At 48.6% G+C, this 20,515-nt stretch carries 17 protein-coding genes; 12 read left to right on the forward strand and 5 right to left on the reverse strand.

All coding sequences use genetic code 11. The features are described from left to right. Nucleotides 1–15 precede the first annotated feature (15 nt). The 7 genes from H579_RS0112725 to H579_RS0112755 all read left to right on the forward strand — a co-directional run bounded on the left by H579_RS0112725 (nucleotide 16) and on the right by H579_RS0112755 (nucleotide 9,597). The gene (locus H579_RS0112725; RefSeq protein ID WP_028301004.1) at nucleotides 16–1,728 is read left to right on the forward strand and encodes a cyclic peptide export ABC transporter; all 1,713 of its coding nucleotides are present in this window, start codon (nucleotides 16–18) and stop codon (nucleotides 1,726–1,728) included. A 312-nt stretch (nucleotides 1,729–2,040) separates the two neighbouring features. Further along, on the forward strand, nucleotides 2,041–4,107 hold the full coding sequence (locus H579_RS25515; RefSeq protein ID WP_051227592.1) for a TonB-dependent siderophore receptor: 2,067 nt from the start codon (nucleotides 2,041–2,043) through the stop codon (nucleotides 4,105–4,107). Between the two features lie 260 nt (nucleotides 4,108–4,367). Further along, nucleotides 4,368–5,774, forward strand: coding sequence for a diaminobutyrate--2-oxoglutarate transaminase (locus H579_RS0112735; RefSeq protein WP_028301005.1), 1,407 nt, complete (start codon nucleotides 4,368–4,370; stop codon nucleotides 5,772–5,774). Between the two features lie 224 nt (nucleotides 5,775–5,998). Beyond that, nucleotides 5,999–6,949, forward strand: coding sequence for a FecCD family ABC transporter permease (locus tag H579_RS0112740; RefSeq protein WP_281167052.1), 951 nt, complete (start codon nucleotides 5,999–6,001; stop codon nucleotides 6,947–6,949). Next, a complete protein-coding gene (locus H579_RS0112745) occupies nucleotides 6,942–7,973 on the forward strand; it encodes a FecCD family ABC transporter permease (protein ID WP_028301007.1) in 1,032 nt (343 codons plus the stop codon). The genes H579_RS0112740 and H579_RS0112745 overlap by 8 nt, the downstream gene beginning before the upstream one ends. A gap of 11 nt (nucleotides 7,974–7,984) precedes the next feature. Further along, nucleotides 7,985–8,776, forward strand: a complete 792-nt coding sequence (locus tag H579_RS0112750; protein WP_028301008.1) for an ABC transporter ATP-binding protein — start codon at nucleotides 7,985–7,987, stop codon at nucleotides 8,774–8,776. An 83-nt stretch (nucleotides 8,777–8,859) separates the two neighbouring features. After that, entirely contained in the window at nucleotides 8,860–9,597 is a 738-nt protein-coding gene (locus H579_RS0112755) for an IucA/IucC family C-terminal-domain containing protein (RefSeq protein WP_245583264.1), read from the forward strand. Between the two features lie 119 nt (nucleotides 9,598–9,716). Here the strand turns inward: H579_RS0112755 and H579_RS0112760 are convergent, their stop codons facing one another. Beyond that, nucleotides 9,717–10,604 (reverse strand): LysR family transcriptional regulator, encoded by an 888-nt coding sequence (locus H579_RS0112760; RefSeq protein ID WP_028301010.1) that lies wholly within the window; start codon nucleotides 10,602–10,604, stop codon nucleotides 9,717–9,719. Between the two features lie 259 nt (nucleotides 10,605–10,863). On the opposite strand from H579_RS0112760, the gene H579_RS0112765 reads away from it, so the two are divergent. Beyond that, nucleotides 10,864–12,807 (forward strand): methyl-accepting chemotaxis protein, encoded by a 1,944-nt coding sequence (locus H579_RS0112765; RefSeq protein ID WP_028301011.1) that lies wholly within the window; start codon nucleotides 10,864–10,866, stop codon nucleotides 12,805–12,807. Nucleotides 12,808–13,046: 239 nt separating this feature from the next. Beyond that, nucleotides 13,047–13,793: a substrate-binding periplasmic protein gene (locus tag H579_RS0112770; protein WP_028301012.1), complete on the forward strand. Its 747-nt coding sequence runs from the start codon at nucleotides 13,047–13,049 to the stop codon at nucleotides 13,791–13,793. Between the two features lie 76 nt (nucleotides 13,794–13,869). Here H579_RS0112770 and H579_RS0112775 read toward each other — a convergent pair whose 3' ends face one another. Next, nucleotides 13,870–14,703 (reverse strand): LysR family transcriptional regulator, encoded by an 834-nt coding sequence (locus H579_RS0112775; RefSeq protein ID WP_028301013.1) that lies wholly within the window; start codon nucleotides 14,701–14,703, stop codon nucleotides 13,870–13,872. Between the two features lie 191 nt (nucleotides 14,704–14,894). Here H579_RS0112775 and H579_RS0112780 point away from each other — a divergent pair, with 191 nt between their 5' ends. Further along, complete coding sequence (locus tag H579_RS0112780) at nucleotides 14,895–16,118, forward strand: YbfB/YjiJ family MFS transporter (RefSeq protein ID WP_051227593.1); 1,224 nt, start codon at nucleotides 14,895–14,897, stop codon at nucleotides 16,116–16,118. A gap of 271 nt (nucleotides 16,119–16,389) precedes the next feature. Next, the gene (locus H579_RS0112790; RefSeq protein WP_036566256.1) at nucleotides 16,390–18,717 is read left to right on the forward strand and encodes a molybdopterin-dependent oxidoreductase; all 2,328 of its coding nucleotides are present in this window, start codon (nucleotides 16,390–16,392) and stop codon (nucleotides 18,715–18,717) included. A gap of 129 nt (nucleotides 18,718–18,846) precedes the next feature. Here the strand turns inward: H579_RS0112790 and H579_RS29885 are convergent, their stop codons facing one another. Both H579_RS29885 and H579_RS25520 read right to left on the reverse strand, forming a co-directional pair. Then, nucleotides 18,847–19,077 carry a LysR substrate-binding domain-containing protein gene (locus tag H579_RS29885; protein WP_028301016.1) on the reverse strand — a complete coding sequence of 77 codons (231 nt, stop codon included), beginning with the start codon at nucleotides 19,075–19,077 and terminating at the stop codon, nucleotides 18,847–18,849. A 22-nt stretch (nucleotides 19,078–19,099) separates the two neighbouring features. Then, on the reverse strand, nucleotides 19,100–19,729 hold the full coding sequence (locus tag H579_RS25520) for a LysR family transcriptional regulator (protein ID WP_051227594.1): 630 nt from the start codon (nucleotides 19,727–19,729) through the stop codon (nucleotides 19,100–19,102). 207 nt (nucleotides 19,730–19,936) lie between these two features. Here H579_RS25520 and H579_RS0112805 point away from each other — a divergent pair, with 207 nt between their 5' ends. Further along, on the forward strand, nucleotides 19,937–20,212 hold the full coding sequence (locus H579_RS0112805) for a hypothetical protein (protein ID WP_028301017.1): 276 nt from the start codon (nucleotides 19,937–19,939) through the stop codon (nucleotides 20,210–20,212). Between the two features lie 64 nt (nucleotides 20,213–20,276). On the opposite strand, the gene H579_RS28610 is transcribed toward H579_RS0112805, so the two are convergent. Continuing rightward, a partial coding sequence (locus H579_RS28610) for a transposase (RefSeq protein ID WP_028301018.1) occupies nucleotides 20,277–20,515 on the reverse strand: 239 nt, incomplete at its 5' end.

A 20,515-nucleotide genomic window follows, 5' to 3' on the forward strand; every position in this document is an offset into this window, starting at 1 on the left:
GACGATTATTCTGTTATGCAATTGCTTACACTTATTGCGCGCCGTTCCTGGCGCGCCCTTTTGTTAGCGGTCGTCACAGGTTTAGCCTGTGGTTTAACTGCTGCGGCGTTAATTGCTGTGATCAATGAGGATCTGGCCGGTTTTGAAGGTTTAGAGTCCAGCCATATCTGGCAGTTTCTAGGCTTGACACTGTTAGTTGTTGTGACCCGTACTGTGGCCGATATTAGCTTACTTGAACTGGGTCAATCAGCAGTCAATGATATGCGCCTGCATCTGAGTAATCAGCTCGTGGATACTTCCTATCGTAAGTTACAGATGTTGGGAAAACATCGACTGTTAGCGATGTTAACGGATGATAGCCAGGTAATCAGTCAAGCTGTCGAGCAGGTGCCTATCCTTTTGGTCAATGCAGGGATTTTATTTGCTTGTTTGGGGTACCTCGGTTGGTTAAGTATGCCTATGTTAGGGTTAACTCTAGTATTACTGGTAGTGGGGTTAGCGGTATTTAAACTGCCTGAAAGTCGAGCATTAGCTGCTATTAGCAAAGCTCGTGATGGTAAGGACAAACTGTTTGATCAATATCGATTGTTGACCGATGGCACTAAAGAGTTACAGCTGAATGAACATAGACGTCGGCAGTTTTTCCGCCACCAGTTAGAGCCTACCAGTTTGGAATACAAAAAAGATTTTGTTCGTGGGATGAGCATCTATGCTGTTGCACTTAATTGGGGTAATGGCCTGTTTTATCTACTGATTGGGGCCGTACTTTATGCTGGGCCCCAGCTATTTCAGCTGGATATGGTGCTAGTCACGGGTTATGTATTGACGATTCTCTATATGATCACCCCTCTGTCAGAATTGATTAACGCCTTACCTATTCTGGGACGGGCTTCCATTTCCCTGAATAAAATTAAAGCGTTGGAGGGTGAGTTAAATACAGTGCCGTCGCAACAGGGGGCTGCTGATACTTCTGTATTAACTCAGATTAGTACTCAGGCATCAGCGGATAGAGGGAAACTGGAGGAAGAACCTAGCTCTGTGGATACTTTGCAATTGCAAGGGGTGACACATACCTATTACCGGGAACGAGAAGATGGTCACTTCACCTTAGGTCCGGTCGATTTAACACTAAATAGTGGTGAAATTATCTTTATCACGGGGGGGAATGGTGGCGGAAAAACATCCCTCGCGATGTTATTAACCGGTTTATATCAACCTGAAGGCGGTAAGGTCTGTTTAAATAAGGTGCTCTCTTCTGGAGAGGAAAACTTCCGCTTCCGGCAACATTTCTCTGCAGTATTTACTGATTTTTGTTTATTTGAACATTTGTTGCAGGATGATAGTGAACAAGCATTAGCAGATAAAGCACAGGAGTACCTAATCCATTTACAATTGGATCATAAAGTAGCTATTAAAGATGGCAAACTTTCTACATTAGAATTATCTACAGGACAAAGAAAAAGGCTTGCTTTATTAGCTTCTTATTTAGAAGACCGTCCCTGTTATCTATTCGATGAATGGGCTGCAGATCAGGATCCATTATTTAAACGCTTTTTCTATATGCAAATACTACCTGATCTAAAAGTGCGACAAAAAATGGTTATTGCAATCACTCATGATGATGCCTATTTTCATTTGGCCGACAAGGTGTTAAGGGTTGATCAAGGGCAAGTACAAGAGTTGCAGTATGTCGTTAAGGATGAACCATTAGCCACGTTAACAAGCTGATAGTGGCAATAATTCAGTTTATGTCTGAGCTTTAAACACTACAAGTGATTGATATACTCCAGTTATATGTATGGCTGGAGTATATTCTAAGCTCATCAGTATTTTCAGTGGTTTTGATTGCTGTTGCGAGTCTGTTTGTCGCTATTGTGTGATGTGGTGATTTTATGGGCTGCGGAGAGGACTGATTGCACTCGTAACCTTGTTTCAAGATGGTATTGCATATTTTTTCAAATGCGACTCATTATTGTTTGCAATTTTTTTTGCGTTATAATTAAATATTATCCAAATAGATGGAGGTAGGAAACCGATCTTATGACCCCTTACAACCGTGCTTTACTCGTCACCCTATTAACCGGTGGTCTATCCGCTGCGGTTAGTGCACAAGATGCAAGCAATAATGCTGATGCTCAAGAACAGGCAGCAGAGTCCATTACTGTTTATGGTCGCCAGACAGAGGACTCTGTTAAAAAGATTCCACAGAGTGTTTCTGTTTTTTCAGATGAATCTTTTAACCTGGTTTTTGCTGACAGAGTTGGTGACGTTTTACGTTTATTGCCAAACATAGCGCCAGCAGGCTCATCTTTGGATATGTTTGCTGATAATGTTTTGATCCGGGGCTTTGATGCAGAGCAATCAACCAATGGTTTAGGATTTACCCGTACTGACCATCCTACTGATACTGCTAACGTTGAGCGTATTGAGGTTCTAAAAGGCCCTGCTTCTGTGCTTTACGGTCAGATGGAGCCAGGTGGTACGGTTAATACTGTGACCAAGCAGCCTCTGCCTTATTTCTTTGCCGAAGCAGGTTTGGAGCTAGGCAGTGATAGTCGCGCCCGTACTACTCTGGATGTTACCGGTCCTATCAATGACAGTGTGCGTGCTCGTTTGAACCTGGCTTATCAAGAGAGTGAAGATTCAACGGATAACTGGGACAACGAAAGGGTTTTTATTGCGCCTAACGTTACAGTTGATCTCTCTGAGAAAACTAACCTGACGATTGAAGGTAGTTATTCAAATAACGATTGGACTGCCATGCAGGGTGGTGCCCCTCTTGAGGGTTCGATTCTACCGAACCCAAATGGTGATTATTCTAAGTCGTTTAATGTTTCAGCAGATGATAGTTTTACAGAACGTGATTCTCAGAATACCAATATACGTTTGACCCATGCGTTAACGGATAAGATCAATGCCAGAGCCAGCTACACGTACCTAAAAAATGAAGCAGATTGGCAGGAATACGCGTATTGGGAGCTAAACGATGATAACCGCACAGTAGATCGTATTATCTTTGCTGGTCAGGATACCTATAAAAAGGATAAAAACCTTATCCTGGATATCAATGGTGAAGTTGATACGGGTTCTCTAACCCATAAATTTATTGTCGGTTTGGATCATCGTAAAAGTGAGATGTCTCGTCCGACTCAGATCTATTTTATCGACTCCATCGATCTGTATAATCCACAATACACAGCTCTGGATCTGGCAAGTGCTGATCTAGCTCGTGATAGAACCACACTACAAGATGGCGATGTTTCTGCATTCTTTGTTCAGGATCGTGTTACTTTAATGGATAGCTTGCATTTAATGGCAGGCCTGCGTTATATCGATTCTAAGCAAACGCAAACAACCGTGAACAATGCTAGTGGTAGTTCCTCAACGGATAGTATCAGTCAAACAGATTGGACAAGCCAATTGGGCGTTGTTTATGATTTGAACAAAGATATGTCTATTTTTGCTAACCGTAGTGAATCTTTTGTACCTCAGCAGGGTACTACATCAGGTTCTGTGCCTCTTGACGCAGAGGAAGGGGTTCAATATGAAATGGGTATGCGTTTTAACGTAGGTAAGTTACAGGCTAATATCGCAGGTTTTGTAATTACTAAAGATAATATCGCAATTGAAGACCCATTAGATGATGATTTTGAGGTGGCTGAAGGTAAAGCGCGTTCGAAGGGTGTTGAATTGACGCTTTCCGGTTATGTCAGCCCTAATCTCTATATGATGGCTGCTTATGGTTATACCGATACAGAGATTCTACGTAGTGATGATGATGAGTTAGTCGGTAATAGTTTTGCTAATGTACCACTACACACTGCATCTCTACAGAGCCGTTATTATATTGGCAGCCTACCTGGACTAAGCGTAGGCGGTACCCTGGCCTATCTAGGGGGCCGTTATGGTGATGATGACAATAGTTTTGAACTACCTAGTCATACTCGTACTGATTTAACCGCTGCTTATGAGGTTAATGATTCACTACAAGCAGAAGTATTAGTAAGTAACGTCTTTGATGAGGGAATTTATTCTCCAGGCTCATTTGATGGTGTTGTTCGCGAACCAGGTCGTACATTTAAGGCAAGAGTTAAGTATAATTTCTAGTAGTGCGACAAGCTAATATAAGCTTATTGAAAAGAACCGTAACAGTTAATCTGTTGCGGTTTTTTTATTGTCTTTAAAGTAGCATAAGGTGTTTTTTGTCACGTAGATTTTTGTATTGATCTATTGTTTATCTGTTATATTTCTTTTGTTATACATAAAGATACAAAAAACTGTTATTGTAAGTGTTTTTTGTTTGTAAATGAGATATATTATCGTTAATATCGCTGTTTTGTTATTGTTAGTTCGTTAGGGAGAGCCGCATGAACGTTATCGTAAACAAAGCAGTGACAGATTCATTACCGCTGAATCTTGATCGCTTCTATCATCAAGCACCTATTACATTGTCATCCAATGAATATTTAGATAGACAAGCTGCCCAGGAGTCTAATGCTCGCAGTTATCCACGCCGCTTTCCCATTGCGATTAGTCGGGCAGAGGGTATTTTTATCGAAGATACGAAAGGGCAGCTTTTTATTGATTGCCTTGCCGGAGCAGGCACTTTGGCTTTGGGGCATAACCATCCAGATATTCATCAGGCGCTAAAAACTCATCTAGATAGTATGGCGCCGTTGCATACTCTTGATATTACAACGCCAGTGAAAGACGCATTTGTTAATAAACTTTTTGAAGCATTACCGGATAATTTTGCCCAACAGGCAAAAGTCCAGTTTTGTGGGCCAACTGGGGCCGATGCCGTAGAGGCAGCACTTAAATTAGCTAAAACGGCAACAGGGCGTCGATCAGTTCTGGCCTTTAGCGGTGCCTATCATGGCATGACTCACGCTACATTGGGCATTATGGGCGATGTGTCGGTCAAAGAGCCGGTGCATAACCTAATGGCAGAAGTGCAGTTCTTACCCTTTCCATATTTGTATCGCTGTCCTATGGGGCTGGAAGCCGAGCAAAGTATCGATAGTAATCTGCATTATATCGAAAACATGTTGAACGACTCACATTCAGGTGTATTACCACCTGCTGCTTTAATTGTTGAGGCCATCCAAGGTGAAGGTGGCGCAATTCCTGCTCCCACCCGTTGGTTAAAAGAGTTAAGACGTATCACGAAAGAGCATAATATCCCTTTAATTCTTGATGAAGTTCAATGTGGTATGGGGCGTAGTGGTAAAATGTTTGCCTTTGAACATGCGGATATCGAGCCAGATATTATTGTGATTTCTAAGGCAATAGGTGGTGGCTTGCCATTATCAGTTATTGTCTATAACCAAGAATTAGATACTTGGGGGCCTGGTGCTCATACAGGCACGTTTCGAGGTAATCAATTGGCCATGGTTGCGGGTAAAGTCGTCTTGGAAACGATTGCTGAGCAGAATTTATGTAAAAATGCTGAAAAAATGGGAGAGTTACTTAAGGCTCATCTGCTAGAGCTGCAGGCTGAGTGTTCCTACATTGGTGATGTTCGAGGGCAGGGCCTCATGCTGGGTGTTGAGATTGTAGATCCAAGAGAAAATACTAGTCCAGCGCCTACCTTTAAAGAACTTGCCAGCATCATTCAAAGGCAATGTCTGCAAAATGGCCTTATTCTTGAAAGTGGAGGTCGTAACGACAGCACATTACGTTTCCTTCCACCTCTTATTATCAAAGAAGATGAGGTCAACTTGGTTGCAGGTATCTTTAAGAAGTCAGTCATTGAAGGAGTGAATCAATTATAAAATAGATCTTTAGATATTTTTTGGCGCTAAGTCGTCATCTCTACTCGGTTCAATAAGCGTCTTGCAGGTAGGTCCGGTAAGGCGCTTTTTTTCAGATAAGAGACAGCGACTGACTTATTTATTGAAATAAGAATTATTAGCAATTAATATCAATTCCTAAAATCTAACCAGATCTATTCTGTTCTGTTGACAGTATGCTCAGTTGATAGCTGACAGGGCTGTTAGTGTTTGCCATGCTGTTAAGCCTGATGACAGGGGCTCGCTGGATTCCTCTAAGCGACGTTATCACAGCCTTTATCCAGCCTGACACCATGAATATCAACCATATTCTGGTCTCCAGCACCCGTTTGTCCCGCACCCTGATGGCGGTTGTGGTCGGTGCCAGTCTGGCGGTAGCCGGGGTGTTGATGCAGGCGCTGACCCGTAATCCTCTGGCCTCACCGGGATTATTTGGCATCAATGCCGGTGCCGCTTTTTTTATTATTCTCTTCAGCACCCTGTTTACCCTGACCTCCCTGCAGGCCTGGCTGGGATGCGCCTTTTTGGGAGCGGCTCTGGCCGGATCTCTGGTCTGGCTGATTGGCAATATGGGTCAGGGGCGGATGAACCCTCTGCGTATTGTGCTGGCCGGAGCGGCGATGACGGCGCTGTTTTCAGCCTTCAGTCAGGCATTGCTGGTGGTCAGCCAGGAGGGGTTGGATACGGTGTTGTTCTGGTTAGCCGGCTCACTGACCGAACGCAGTCTGGCACTGGTTTGGCCATTAATGCTGTTAAGCGTACTGGCATTGGCTCTGGCGCTGCTCTGTGCCCGCCAGGTTAATGTACTCAACGCCGGAGAAGAGATCGCTATCGGCTTGGGGCAACGTCTTGGGCTGATACGCCTGCTGCTTGGCATACTGATTATCGTACTGGCCGGGAGTGCCGTAGCCCTGGCCGGTAGCATCGGCTTTATCGGTTTAATTGTGCCCCATATGGTGCGTAAGGGGCTGGCCATCGACCATCGCTGGTTATTGCCCGGTGTAGCACTGGCGGGGGCGACCTTGCTGCTGCTGGCTGATCTGGTATCCCGCGTTGTGATCTTGCCGCAAGAGGTGCCTGTGGGTGTGATGACGGCATTACTGGGTGCACCTTTCTTTATCCTATTAGCCCGTCGCCGGGGAGTACGCTATGCCTGAAGAGATCATCTGGCGCTGGGGGCCGCTATCCCGCCGCATCAACCCGGTTACAGGCTATCGACTGGCCTGGGCCACAGTGCTGACGCTGTGTGTCGTTATGACCTCCCTGTCGCTGGGCAAGGTGATATTAACCCCCTGGCAGGTGCTGGATATTCTGGCCTCAGCTGAAACTGGCGGCGTACATTTTATTGTTGAGCAACTGCGCTTACCTCGTACCTTGATGGCCTGGTTGGTGGGGGCAGCACTGGCGATCTCGGGGCTGATTCTGCAAAGCATCGTGCGCAATCCTCTGGCCTCCCCGGATTTGTTGGGAGTAACCAGTGGTGCCAGTGCTGCTGCGGTGTTCTATCTGGCATTTTTTAGTATGACGTTAGGACACACTTGGTTGCCGTTGGCCGCGATGGCTGGCGCGGGATTGGCTGCCGCTGCCATCTATCTGCTAGCCTGGCAGGAGGGTGCATCACCGTTACGCCTGGTTCTGGTAGGAGTCGGTATTTCAGCGCTCTTGGCCGCAGTCACCACGTTTTTACTGGTGTTTAGCCCGTTATCCACCACCTTGTCCGCCTATGTCTGGCTTGCGGGCAGTGTCTATGGCGCCACCTGGCAGGAAACACAGACTCTGAGCCTCTGGTTGCTGGTGCAAATCCCACTATTGGTTTTTCTCGCCCGTCAGGTAGTGGTTCAGCAGTTGGACGATAGCCCGGCCCAGGGGATAGGTGTCAGAGTGCAGTGGCTAAGAGCCGGTTTGTTATTTGCCAGTGTTGCCCTGGCAGGCACTGCGGTGGCCTGGGCGGGAGGGATCGCTTTTGTCGGTTTGATCGCGCCCCATATTGCGAAAAAGCTGGTGCTTCCAGGCTTTGCCGGACAGGCAATGATGAGTGCTCTGGTGGGTGGCTTACTGGTACTGATTGCTGACTTGATCGGCCGCACCCTGTTTTTACCGGCTGATCTGCCTGCCGGTATTTTTGTTGCCGCGCTAGGTACGCCTTTTTTCCTCTATCTGTTAATTAAACAGCGTCATTAAGGATATCGAATATGAACGCAATCACCAGTCAGGATCTGACCCTGAGCTACCAGGACAGCGTGATCATCGATCAACTGGATGTGTCCGTGCCTAAGGGGAAGGTGACCGTACTGATCGGAGGCAACGGCAGTGGCAAGAGCACTCTGCTGAAATCTTTTGCCCGCTTGCTGAAACCGCAACAGGGCATTGTCTTGTTAAATGGTGCAGATATTCAGCGCAAAGCCACGGCAACGGTGGCCCGTGAGCTGGCGATACTGCCGCAAACTCCGGTAGCTCCGGAAGGGATCAGTGTGCGTCAACTGGTGGCACTGGGCCGATACCCCTATCAGAGCTGGCTGCAGCAGTGGTCCGATGAGGATGAAGCCATGGTCAATCGGGCGCTGGCATGCACGGGGACGCTGGAGCTGGCAGACCGCCCTGTGGATGCATTGTCTGGTGGTCAGCGCCAGCGCGCCTGGATCGCCATGACCCTGGCTCAGGGCACAGAAACGGTGGTGTTGGATGAACCTACCACCTTCTTGGATCTGGCCCATCAGATGGAGGTGTTGGAGCTACTGCGGGAGCTGAACCAGAAGGAGCAGAAAACCATCATTATGGTATTGCACGATCTGAATCTGGCCTGCCGTTACGCCGATCAGATTCTGGTGGTGCATGAGCAGACGGTCTACGCCCAGGGTGTACCAAAAGATATTCTGACCGAAGACTTGGTTAAGACAGTGTTTGATCTGAACTGCCGAATTATTCCTGATCCCTTCTTTGATACACCTCTGTGTATTCCTTTTGGCAGGGAGAGAACAGAATAATGTCTCACTTCTCACCCTTCAGGATGCCTGCTTTTCGGGAAACACATTTTAGGGAGTCAGCTTTCAGCCGACAGGAATGGGCTGTGCTGAGTGGAAACTTTCGTCTGAGAGCCTTTGAAGAGCGTGATCATAGGAGCATTCGTGCAGTTGATCTGCTGGAAGAAGACCAATGTCTTGATTTGCTGAATCGGCTAACACCTGTGATTAATTCTCCTAATCGGGCAGTGACGGCATCCCTGCTAGCCAAAAGGATCGCCTTTCTCACCACTGGAGCCAGCCTGTATGCCGTGTCCATTTATGACAAATGTTTGGTGATGTCATCAGAGAATAGTTGGATTGAATACGGGCATGATGGTGCGCTTTGGACCTCTTGTATGCCGTTGAACTTCACAAAACCATTAATGTATACACAAGGACAAAGAGAAGTTTGGCGAGAGGTGTTGGTACGTACCCTATTCGCCGATTTGCTGGCTCCTTTATGGCAGGTTCTACATAAAGTCGGTGGTATCTCACTAAGGGTTTTATGGGAAAACACAGCGGTACGGGTGTATTCCCTGTACGAACGCAAGATGGATAACATTGACTCTGAAGCTACACGCCAACAAGCACAGACCGACTTTGACTGGTTATTAAACCAAGCCCCCCCTGAGTTGTTTGCCTGCAGTGATAACCCGTTGCAACGTTTCCGTCAGCCTATTTGTCAGACTGATAATGGATTGGTGCGTTTCCGTCGTACCTGCTGTCTGTATTACAAGACAACGCTACCCAAGGAATATTGTTCGACCTGTTCATTGCTCAAACCAAGATCAAGAAAAGAGTGATGTTCCAGAAACAGCATTTAAGAAATAGTGCTCCCGGAATAGAGCATGGTGGAGCGTGATAAAGCTTATAAGGCTACTTTCTATCTACAAGAGAGTGCGTCTGTCAGGTCGATGTGTGATTACAGTACATGACTGCGAGCCAGCTCAATAAAACCGCTGACATAATCCGTCTCTAAATCAGAAGCTCTTTGTCCCAGAAAAATCTGTTTTTGAATGCCTTTATCGCCTAAACGAACCGCAGTAATCGGCATACGGCTTTGATACTCCTCGACCAGCCAACCCGGCAATGCAGCAACGCCTCGTCCTGCGGCTACCATCTGCAGCATAATATCCGTGGTTTCGATCGTTTTATGTTTGCGTGGGCTGCAGTTCGCGGGATGGAGAAAGTGACTAAAGATATCCAGTCGTTCCGGCTCAACCGGGTAGGTAATTACAACCTCTTGTAATAACTGCTCGGGCTCTACCTGAGATTGCTGAGCCAGAGGGTGGTCATTAGCGACGACCAGTACCTGCTCGTAATCAAATACGGGATCAAATCTAAGTTCGGGGCTTAGTAATGGATCTGGGGTAACCAGGATATCGATCTCATAGGCAAACAACGCCCCGATGCCGCCAAACTGAAAACGTTGTTTAACGTCCACATCCACCTCAGGCCAGGCTTTTAAATAGGGATGCACGACCTTTAATAACCATTGATAGCAGGGGTGGCACTCCATACTGATCCGCAGATTGCCTTTCTGTCCTCGGGCAATTTGGCGTACCACCTCTTCGGCTTGTTCCAGTTGGGGCAGAATCCGCTCAGCCAGTTTTAACAGGTAGTTACCCGCCTGTGTCAGGCGCAGCTGTCGCCCCTCTTTCTGCCATAGCGGTGTGCCCAGCTGCTGCTCCAGCTTTTTTATACTGTGGCTCAGGGCAGGCTGTGTCAGATAGAGGCTATTGGCGGCAGCGGTGAGCGAGCCCTGTTGTTCGATGGCTCTTAAAATGGTCAGGTGGCTACGTTCCAGCATAGTAATCAATCATATGAGCAGAATTTATAGATTAGAGGCAATAGTAGCACTTTGCGCTATCTATTTTTCAGCTCTTTTTGCACCGATAGGGTGCGTTATGGTGGCAATTGACTCGTTTATTGCCTTTAACGTTATTTAGCACACGTTATCGGAGTAAAAATTTCCATATACGGCATCAAGGTGTCGTTTATAGGCAGGCTTTGCTTCGTCTTTAGTCTTAGTGTTGGTGGTTATCCGTGGAAACCGAGCGTTTGACGACATGACTATAAGAAAGCAACTGATCCTGGCCCTGCTCCTTGCGGTGATATCCCCCTTGGTGGTGATTACCGTACTGGTATTGAATAATGTGAAACAGAATGCTGTGGAACAATATAAGCATCAGGCCAATACTGAAATCCGCCATGTGGATACTGCCTTTACCCTCTACCTGAACGGCTTGGCTGAAGATGCCCGCTTTTTTGCCCGCAGCGAACTGCTGGCGAAACTGACTGCCGATACCCATCGTTATACGGGTGAAAAAAGAAAGCTGGCCACAGAGCGACAAGGTTCACCAGAGGCCGAAGCTTATTCCCTGATGGAAGACTTTGGTGAATCTCATCCTGATCTGTCTTACGTGTTTTTGGGTTTGGAAACAGGCGGTTATATTCAGTGGCCCGGCGGCGAGCTGGGTAATTACGACCCTAGAAAACGTCCCTGGTATATGGCTGCGATTAAGAATGAAGGCCAGGTAACTCAGCCACCGGCCTACCCTGATATCAACTCCGGGGTACCTGTAATCGACTATCTGCACACCTTTACCACCCAAAGCGGTCTGAAAGGGGTCGTTGGCGTTGATGTGGGTCTGACAAAGCTGGCTGAAATCGTTAACTCAATCAAGTTTGGTCAAAGCGGCTACCTGGTGCTAGTCGAGGATACCGGCGTGGTGTTGGCCGATGGTGCCAATGCTGAGCATAACTTTAAACCGGTACAGGAGCTGGCAGGGCCTTATAAGACGCTGTTTGATAGCGAAGGTTTTTTGCCCGTGACCATGCACGACCAGACCTGGTATGCGAGTGTTTATACTTCACCTGAACTGGGCTGGAAGTTTATTGGTCTGATCCCGGAGTCTGAAGTGTATGCTCTGGCCGATCAATTGGGGCAGGATATTATTCTACTCAGTATTATCCTGATTCTAGTGTTCTCTGCGGTGGCTTACTGGACCAGTAATCTGATTGCTAACCCCGTGCGAAATGTCACGAAAGGTCTGGAAGATGTGGCCAGTGGTGAAGGGGATCTGACCAAGCGATTAGCCACGGATGCAAAAGGTGAAACCGCGCTCATGGCTCATGCTTTTAACCGCTTTATTGGACGGATTCATACCTTGGTATCCGATATCAATGTCAGTGCGAAACAGGTAAAAGAGCAGGCGGAGAATACTCAACAGGTGTCGAGGCAGATCGCTACCGGAGCGGAAGAGCAGCGCAGTGCTATTGAACAGATCTCTACCGCCTTTAACGAGATGGTCTCGACCGCTAATGAGGTCTCCCGTAACTGTCATGCTACTGCTGAGTCGGCCAAAGACAGTAACCGCTTTGTCAGCGAAGGGCAGCGATGTATCGATCAGACCTCCAGTTCGGTAGAAACGCTGGAGCAATCCATTAGGGAGGCCAATAGCTCTATGGAGCTGCTAAAAGAGCAGTCCAGCAATATCACCCTGATTTTGGATACGATTCGCAATATTGCTGAACAAACCAACCTGTTGGCATTAAATGCGGCCATTGAAGCGGCCCGTGCCGGTGAACAGGGGCGGGGCTTTGCGGTTGTAGCCGACGAGGTGCGTTCTCTGGCAGGCAAAACGGCTCAATCCACGGAAGAGGTTGATGGCTTGTTATCAACCCTGCTGAATCAAACGAAAGATGTGTCAGATAAGCTCTCCAGCAGTCTGGGGTATGCTCAACAGACATCTGAATCCACCCATCAGATCCATGATGTGTTTATCAATATTCAGAGTTCGATTGAGGGTATCCAGGATCTGGCAGCACAGATAGCAGCCGCTGCGGATCAGCAGCATCAGGTTTCTGAAGAGATCAATCAGAATATTCTCAGTATCAGCACTCAGGCTGCAACCGCCTCAGAGCAAGCCGCTCAGGCCGATAGCAGCTCAGTCTCAATGGGTGCTGTATCGAAAGAGCTGGATAAACTGGTATCGAGCTTCAGACTCTAGTTTTTGGCGGGTGATCGGTGATATCTGCTATATCTCTATAGAGTATGGTTCTTCTTGATTTGTGCCAGACCCAGTTGAACGGGTGTAGAGCTGGCTTGATGGCTGGTTTTAAAACTCTAAAAATAGTATGAGGTGCTTCACTCCAGTCACTGAAGCCCTCACTTTTGGGTAGGGATGATAAAAGGAGCGTACTAAACTAAAGTGGTTTCCATCTGTTTCTACTGATTAAGGCCAGGGATATGCGATATGTGATGGCTCTATTGTGTGCTCTGCTCTGTGTCAGCCCTCCGGTGATGGCAGAGATTGAAAACATTACCTTAACGGCCAATGAGTGGCCACCATACACCTCGGACCATATTGAGGGTGGTGGTTTGGTGATTGAACTCATTACCGCTGCCTTTGCCGAGGAGGGCATTAGGACTCAATATCAAATCATGCCCTGGGCCAGAGCGATTGCATCCGTTGAGGCCCGGGAGGCGGATGCCGTCGCAGCCTGGGATAGCTCAGAGCGGCGTGAAACCTTTCATTTCAGTGATCGTCTGCTGCTCAATAATATGGTGCTGGTGAAACGGGATAATAATCCTGTTTATTGGCAAACTCTGGATGATCTCAAGCCGTACAGCTTTGTGCTGGTCAGAGGCGCTGTCAGTCTGGAAGCGATTGATCAGGCATCGGACTTTAAGAAAAACTATGTCACCACCGAGGAAACCGCTATAGATCTGGTGCTGAAAGGGCGGGCAGATCTTACCATCCGGGATCAGGGAATTGTGGAATACCTGATCCAGCAGCAGCCGGAACGTTTTGCCGGTCGTATTGATTTTTCTGGTAAGACCCTGGGCCGGAATGCTCTGCATCTGGTTGTGTCCAAGCAGCATCCCAGAGCTTCTTGGATTATTACCTCTTTTAACCGTGGTCTGAAAAAGATCAAACACAGTGGTCAGTATCAAGCATTAATGGCTAAATACGGCATGACCTTATCAGAGTGACAAGCTGCGGTGTGAAAGGCGCAGCTGCACAAAGAAGCGACTATGTAACTGTGTAAAGAAGCGATGGTGCAAGAAGCTATGGGGCAAAAAAGCTGGCCAAAGCTTGTATGCCTGTTTCCAGCAGACAGTCATTCTTATAGATCAGGGAGATCTGCAGATTGGCGTGATGATCGGTTAAGGCTTCAACCGCCAGTGAGTCCTCATAGCGATTATTGCGCACCATATCCCACCCCATAATGGTATAACCCAGACCCGCCGCGACACAGCCAAGCACCCCATCCACACTGCTCATCTCCATCAGCTGCTGCTCAGTGTTGCCCATCTCTCTCTGCCAGGCTAAAGCCGCCTGGCGATAGCCGCAGCCCTCACCGCGAACAAATAGCACAGGATCATAATGACCATCACTGGCGGTAATTTTTACCATTTTCTCAACAACGGCGGGAATAGAAACAAAATCATCATTGATAATATGGCCGCCAACAAAGGCGCAGTCCACGGTATTGTTTTTGACTGCACTGATCAGCTGGCCGCTGGTCGCGGTATAGATTCTGGGTTGAATATGGCTGTGTTCCCGGCGTAGCCCTTTCAGTGCCCGGGGCAGATGTATGGCGGCAAAGGTTTCCGGTGTGCCAATCACCAACTCATACTGACCTTCGTGGATGCGGATAGCATCCTTCGCCTGTTTCTCCAGCTGCAATATCTGACAGGCGTAGGGGTAGAGGAGTTTGCCATTAGCGGTTAGCTCCAGCTTACGCCCCTTCAGTTGAAACAGGCGTACACCCAGTTCCTGTTCCAGTCGTTGAATACGGCTGGAGATATTGGATTGCACGGTGTTGAGCTTGTCAGAAGCCCCCTTGATTCCGGCCTCATCCACAACGGCCTTAAAGGTTTTAAGACTGATTAACTCCATGATTTCACCGACCTTTTCCTGGCTTTTGTTTTTGGGTTGATTCAATAGTTCTCAAAAAGAGAATCTTTTGTTCTTAATTATTCGATTGTAGCGTCTTTTTGTCCGAATTAACCTGTCAATAAGTCGCAAATGGGCAAAAGTGATCGGCTCAGTGCTGACCGGTATCGAGAGTGAATAATAAGGATAATAAGATGACCCCAAGCAAGGTAACAGAACCACTGGATGATGGAGCGGTGCAGATGGCACGTATCCGGGTATTACTGGCTGGTATCTGTACTTTTATTGTCACCGTAGGGGTGGCGCGTTTTTCCTATACGTCGTTGCTGCCGGTGATGCAGGCTGAAACCTGGCTGACCGAGGCTTCCGCCGGTTGGTTGGCGGCGTCGATCTATATCGGCTATATGTGCGGTGTTTTGCTGGCCGCCAGCACCAATAGTCTGGCGCGTAAATATTATTTTCTGCGCCTGTATCTGGTGTTATCGGTACTGACCTCCTGGGGAATGGCCCTGAGCGACGATATTATCGTCTGGTCTATGCTGCGTTTTGTCGCCGGTATTTGCGGTTCCGGGGCCTTGATTCTGGCGTCGGGCCTGATTTTGAAGTGGCTGATCAAAAATGGTCACCGGGGTGAGCTGGGTGTTCACTTTGCCGGTGCCGGGGTCAGTATTGTCGGTACGGCCCTGCTGGTCGAATGGATGGCCGGGCAGTCGATGAGCTGGCAGTCCCAATGGATTGGCTTTTCTGTGATGGCGGCTATTTTTGCTATTCCAGCCTGGTTGTGGATGCCTCATCCCGGTGAAGATCACGCTCAGCAAAATGGAGCGGCGGCACAGGATAAAGCCCCCGCCCGTGCTTTCTTCCTGCTGATGTTGGCAGCCTACTTCTGTGCCGGTTATGGCTATGTGGTCAGTGCGACCTTTATTGTTGATATTGTTGAGCGTCAGGACGGTCTGGCAGGACAGGGACAGATGATCTTTATGTGGATCGGGATTGCAGCGATTCCGGCGGTCATTATCTGGGATAGGGTCGCGCGTCGGGTGGGGTATATCCGAGCACTCGTGATGGCTTATCTGCTACAGGTTGTGGGTATTGTTATGCCTGCCTTTACCGACTCCATGGCCGGAGCGGTATTCAGTGCCTTGTTGTTTGGCGGCACCTTTATCGCCTGTGTCAGTCTGGTGCTGACTATGGCCGGGCATATGTACCCCAGTAACCCGGCTAAAATGATGGGCAAGATGACCCTGGCCTACGGTGTGGCACAGATTCTGGCACCTATGCTGACGGGTATGTTGGCGCAGCAGCTGGGAGATTACTATTTAGGTTTGTATCTGGCGGCGGGCGTGGTCTTTGCCGGTAGTTTATTACTGCTGTTATTACTGCAATTGGAAAACAGACTGGCCCCGGCGCTGGCCTAAGCGCCGCCTCTTATGCTTTCTCCGCTTTCTACATTTTCTCCACTGAATCGCTAAAGCCTGCGCTATCAGCGATATTTAAAGAAAAAACTGGGTGTTATCAGTCCACCCGGTTTTTTCTCTTTTTTTCCAGTTTATGACGATAAAAAACGCTATGTAATCTGTCCCAGTGATTGCACTTTGGTGTAACCTAATCGCCATGATTACTCATCTTATATTAAAGCCGGATGAGCCACCAATATCCCCATATATGTTGTAAGGAGTTCGCCCGCCAATGGCTATACCGACAGTTAAAAGTGGTATTACTGCTAACCACTGGGGACCTGGCGTGGTCACACAGGAGAATGATCAGTTGAAGGTGCAGGGGCACCCGGATGATCCTGATCCCTCCATGATTAATGACAATATTCCCGGTGCCTTGTTAGGCAAATCCCGTATTCGTCGCCCCGCCGTGCGTGAGAGTTATTTAAAGCACGGTCCCGGCAAAACAGGTTCAGGTAGCCCTAATGGCGAACGCGGTAACGAAAAATTTATCGAGGTCAGCTGGGAGAAAGCCTTTGAGCTGATCACTGCTGAGCTGTTGCGGGTTAAAAACGAATACGGTAATAAAGCGATATTTGGCGGTTCCTATGGCTGGTCCAGTGCCGGGCGTTTCCATCATGCTCAGGGGCAGTTAAAACGCTTTTTGAACAGTATTGGTGGCTTTGTCCGCTCTGAAGGTAACTACAGTTACAATGCCGCGATAGTGCTATTGCCCTATATCGTGGGTAATTTTAACCAGCATATTAAACAGGCGACCCGCTGGACAACGGTGAAGGAATCCGGCGAGCTGGTGGTGATGTTTGGCGGTATCCCGCTGCGTAATGCTCAGGTGTCCGGCGGCGGTATCGCACAACATAAACTACGTGATGATCTACTGGCCTGTGCGGAAGCCGGAGTGGAGTTTATTAACTTCAGTCCATTAAAACAGGATGCCCTGGCGGAGCTGAATGCCGAATGGCTGGCACCCCGCCCTGGCTCTGATAACGCCATTATGATGGGTCTGGCCCATACCCTGCTGACCAAGAATCTCTACGATAAAGATTTTGTTGAGCGCTACAGTGTCGGCTTTGATCGAGTCGCAGATTACCTGCTGGGCAAAAGCGATGGTGTGGTGAAAGATGCCCAATGGGCCGCTGAGCAGTCCGAGATTCCTGCCGAGCGTATTGTCGCACTGGCCGAGCAGATGGCCAGCAAGCGCACCCTGATCTGTACCGCTGTGAGTCTGCAGCGTGCGGATTATGGCGAACAACCCCTGTGGATGACCGTGGTACTGGCGGCCATGCTGGGCCAGATCGGCCTGCCCGGTGGTGGCTTTGGTATGGGCTATGCTGCCGATGCCAGTATCGGTGTGGTGGATCGTCCGATTCACTGGCCGTCATTGGCTCAGGGGCATAACGCCGTCAGCAGCTTTATTCCGGTGGCGATGGTCTCGGATATGCTGCTCAACCCCGGTACTCAGTATCACTATAACGGCCAGCAGCTGACCTTCCCGGATATTAAGCTGGTGTGGTGGGCCGGTGGTAATCCTTTCCACCACCATCAGGATCTGAACCGTCTGCGCCAGGCTTTCCAGCAGCCGGAAACCATTATCGTCAACGATATCAACTGGACGGCGACCGCGAAACATGCGGATATCGTATTGCCAGTCGCCTCATCACTGGAGCGTAACGATATCGGTGCCGGTACGCAGGACCGGGCGGTGATTCCGATGCCGCAACAGCTGCCGCCTCAGTTTGAATCCCGTACCGAATACGAGATCTATTGTGAGCTGGAAAAGCGTTTGGGCCTGAATACCGACTTTAGCAATAACCTGACAGAGATGCAGCAGCTGGAGAAAATGTGGTCCAATCTGCGCGCTAAAGCCCGTCGTATTGAGCGCGAACTACCGGAGCTGGAGCAATTTTTACAGGCTGGGGAGATTCTTTATTTTGATGACCCTGCACCGAACAGTGTTTATCTGGCGGACTTCCGCAAAGACCCAGAGGCTCATGCACTGAAAACTCCAAGCGGCAAAATTGAGCTGTTCTCAGAAACCATTGCCCGCTTTAACTACCCGGATTGTCCCGGTCAGCCGACCTGGATACCACCGCGCGAATGGTTGGGCAGTGCCACGGAAGAACATCCGCTGCACCTGATTTCCGGTCAGCCGAAAACCCGTTTGCATAGTCAGCTGGATGAAGGCGCGTATTCCAAGAGCAAAAAGATTAAGGGCCGTGAACCGGTACTGATCCACCCGAATGATGCTCAAGCCCGTGGTATTAACGACGGTGATATCGTTGTGCTGCATAACGACCGGGGTCAGTGTTTGGCCGGTGCCAAGGTGACAGAAGAGGTGCGCCCTGGCGTGGTCTTCCTCTGGACCGGTGCCTGGTACGACCCGGATCTGAGTCATGATGCCCATCAGGACCGTCACGGTAATCCGAATGTACTGACCCATGATCTGCGTACATCTGCCTTGTCTCAGGGACCGGCGGCACAATCCGCACTGGTGCAACTGAAGCGTTTTGACGGTGAACTGCCAGAGGTAAAAGCCTTTGTACCGCCGATTGCAGAAGGATAAGGCTTTATAAATTGGCGAATAAGAAGAGGTAGAGACGAGATATTTCTTTGCCTCTTCGCCATCTTATAATCATTTCAACGGCTATTGCTGAAAATATGAGCTTTTTTGAAGTATGGGGCGCTGCCATCATCATTGACATAAACCCAGCAGCCAATCCCTGAACTGTTGCAGGCAAACTTTATCCACCGCCTCCTGATTCACCGCCAGATAGTAACTACGGTTACCGTGGTGGCTGTGATTGCACACCTGAACCAGCTCCCCCGAAGCTAACTCCCGCTCGACAAAAGGCCGGTCAATCAAACAGATCTGTTGCCCGGTTTGTATCGCTTCCAGGCATTGCGAGGCACTTTGAACCTGCATACCGGTCAGCGGTTGCGACAGTTCAACCCCCGCACTGGCAAACCAAGCCCCCCCAGGTATCTGGTATCGAGCTATTAATCACCAGAGATTGCTGCGCCACCTGTTCAGGGCTTAGAGCACCTTGGTGAGAGTCCAATAGCGAAGGCAAACACACCGCCACCAACTCCATATCAAACAGTTTAATAGACTCTGCCCCTGGCCAGTCGCCATTACCCAGACGAATCGCCGCATCTACATTATCCCGCTGAAAATTTACCATATCCGAAGTAGCCGTCAGCGACAGCTTGATCTCAGGATAAGTGGTATAAAAACCTTCCAAACGGGGCAGTAACCAACGGGTGGCAAAAGCCGGAGCCACCGACAGGCTTAACTCATTGCTCTGACAGATATGCAGCGCCGACTCACTGGCTTTATAAATATCCCGAAAGGGCTCACGCAACTCCGCAAACAGCCGTTCACCCCGCGAGGTGAGCTTTACTCGCTTATCCAAGCGCTCAAATAACTCATAACCCAACAGACTTTCCAGATTACGAATTTGATGACTCACCGCAGATGGGGTTACATGCAAAACTTCAGCCGCTGCTTGAAAACTGCTCAACTCAGCAGCGGTAGTAAAAGTATTCAGATTATTCAGTGGCAGTCTGGGTTTCATCACAAGGCCCTATTCCATCGGCTTAAGGCCTGTCAGGGCCAATCATTGAACACAGTGTAACCCTGGCTTTTAAAGTTTGCAGGTGAGCTTATCTCACCTGAGGGGCGAGTTTATATCCTTTGTCGCCGTTTGGGCGCAGGCGTAGAGTGCGAATCATCAAGAATACTCAATCACTCACGCCATTTGTTATTCCAGCGAGGCCCGACCATGGCACAGATAGCATACCCGCAGGCCGAAACCGAGCCCGCAGCAGACCGCCATCCTTATACTGATCACCAGTTATCGCAAGCAGATCAGATTGAGACCTTCCGTGAAGAACAGACTGAAGCTCTCCATAAAGAACAGATAGAAGCCCTGCGCGATGAAAGCGGTGTAATCGACTACCGCCATTATCTGAATAAAGCCCATCATCTGCGTTCAGGTTTTTGGTGGGGGCTGTTCAGGAAGGTTTCGTTTAAAAGTACGAAGGGCCTTCAAGAGTAAAGTAATACTAAACAATATAAGTTGTTGTAGATACCATCTCTCCAAATCACCTTCAACAGCTCTTTTAGGCTGATTGAGGGTGATATTCGCTTTGATGCTTTACAACACCAAAACAAATTTGAACAAGCTTGCGCATACCTGCGCACAGGGCCTGCATTTTACTTTTACCCTTCTCTACTAAACGCTTAAATTGATGTCGAATATCTGGGTTATGTTGTAAACAACTGACTGCTGCCATATAGAGCTTTGCTCTTATTTTGGCTGGCCCCTGCTTACTTAAACGGCTTCTTCCTTTCCATTGCC

This window comes from Oceanospirillum beijerinckii DSM 7166 (assembly GCF_000422425.1).
In the GTDB taxonomy this organism is placed as follows: Bacteria; Pseudomonadota; Gammaproteobacteria; order Pseudomonadales; family Halomonadaceae; genus Oceanospirillum; species Oceanospirillum beijerinckii.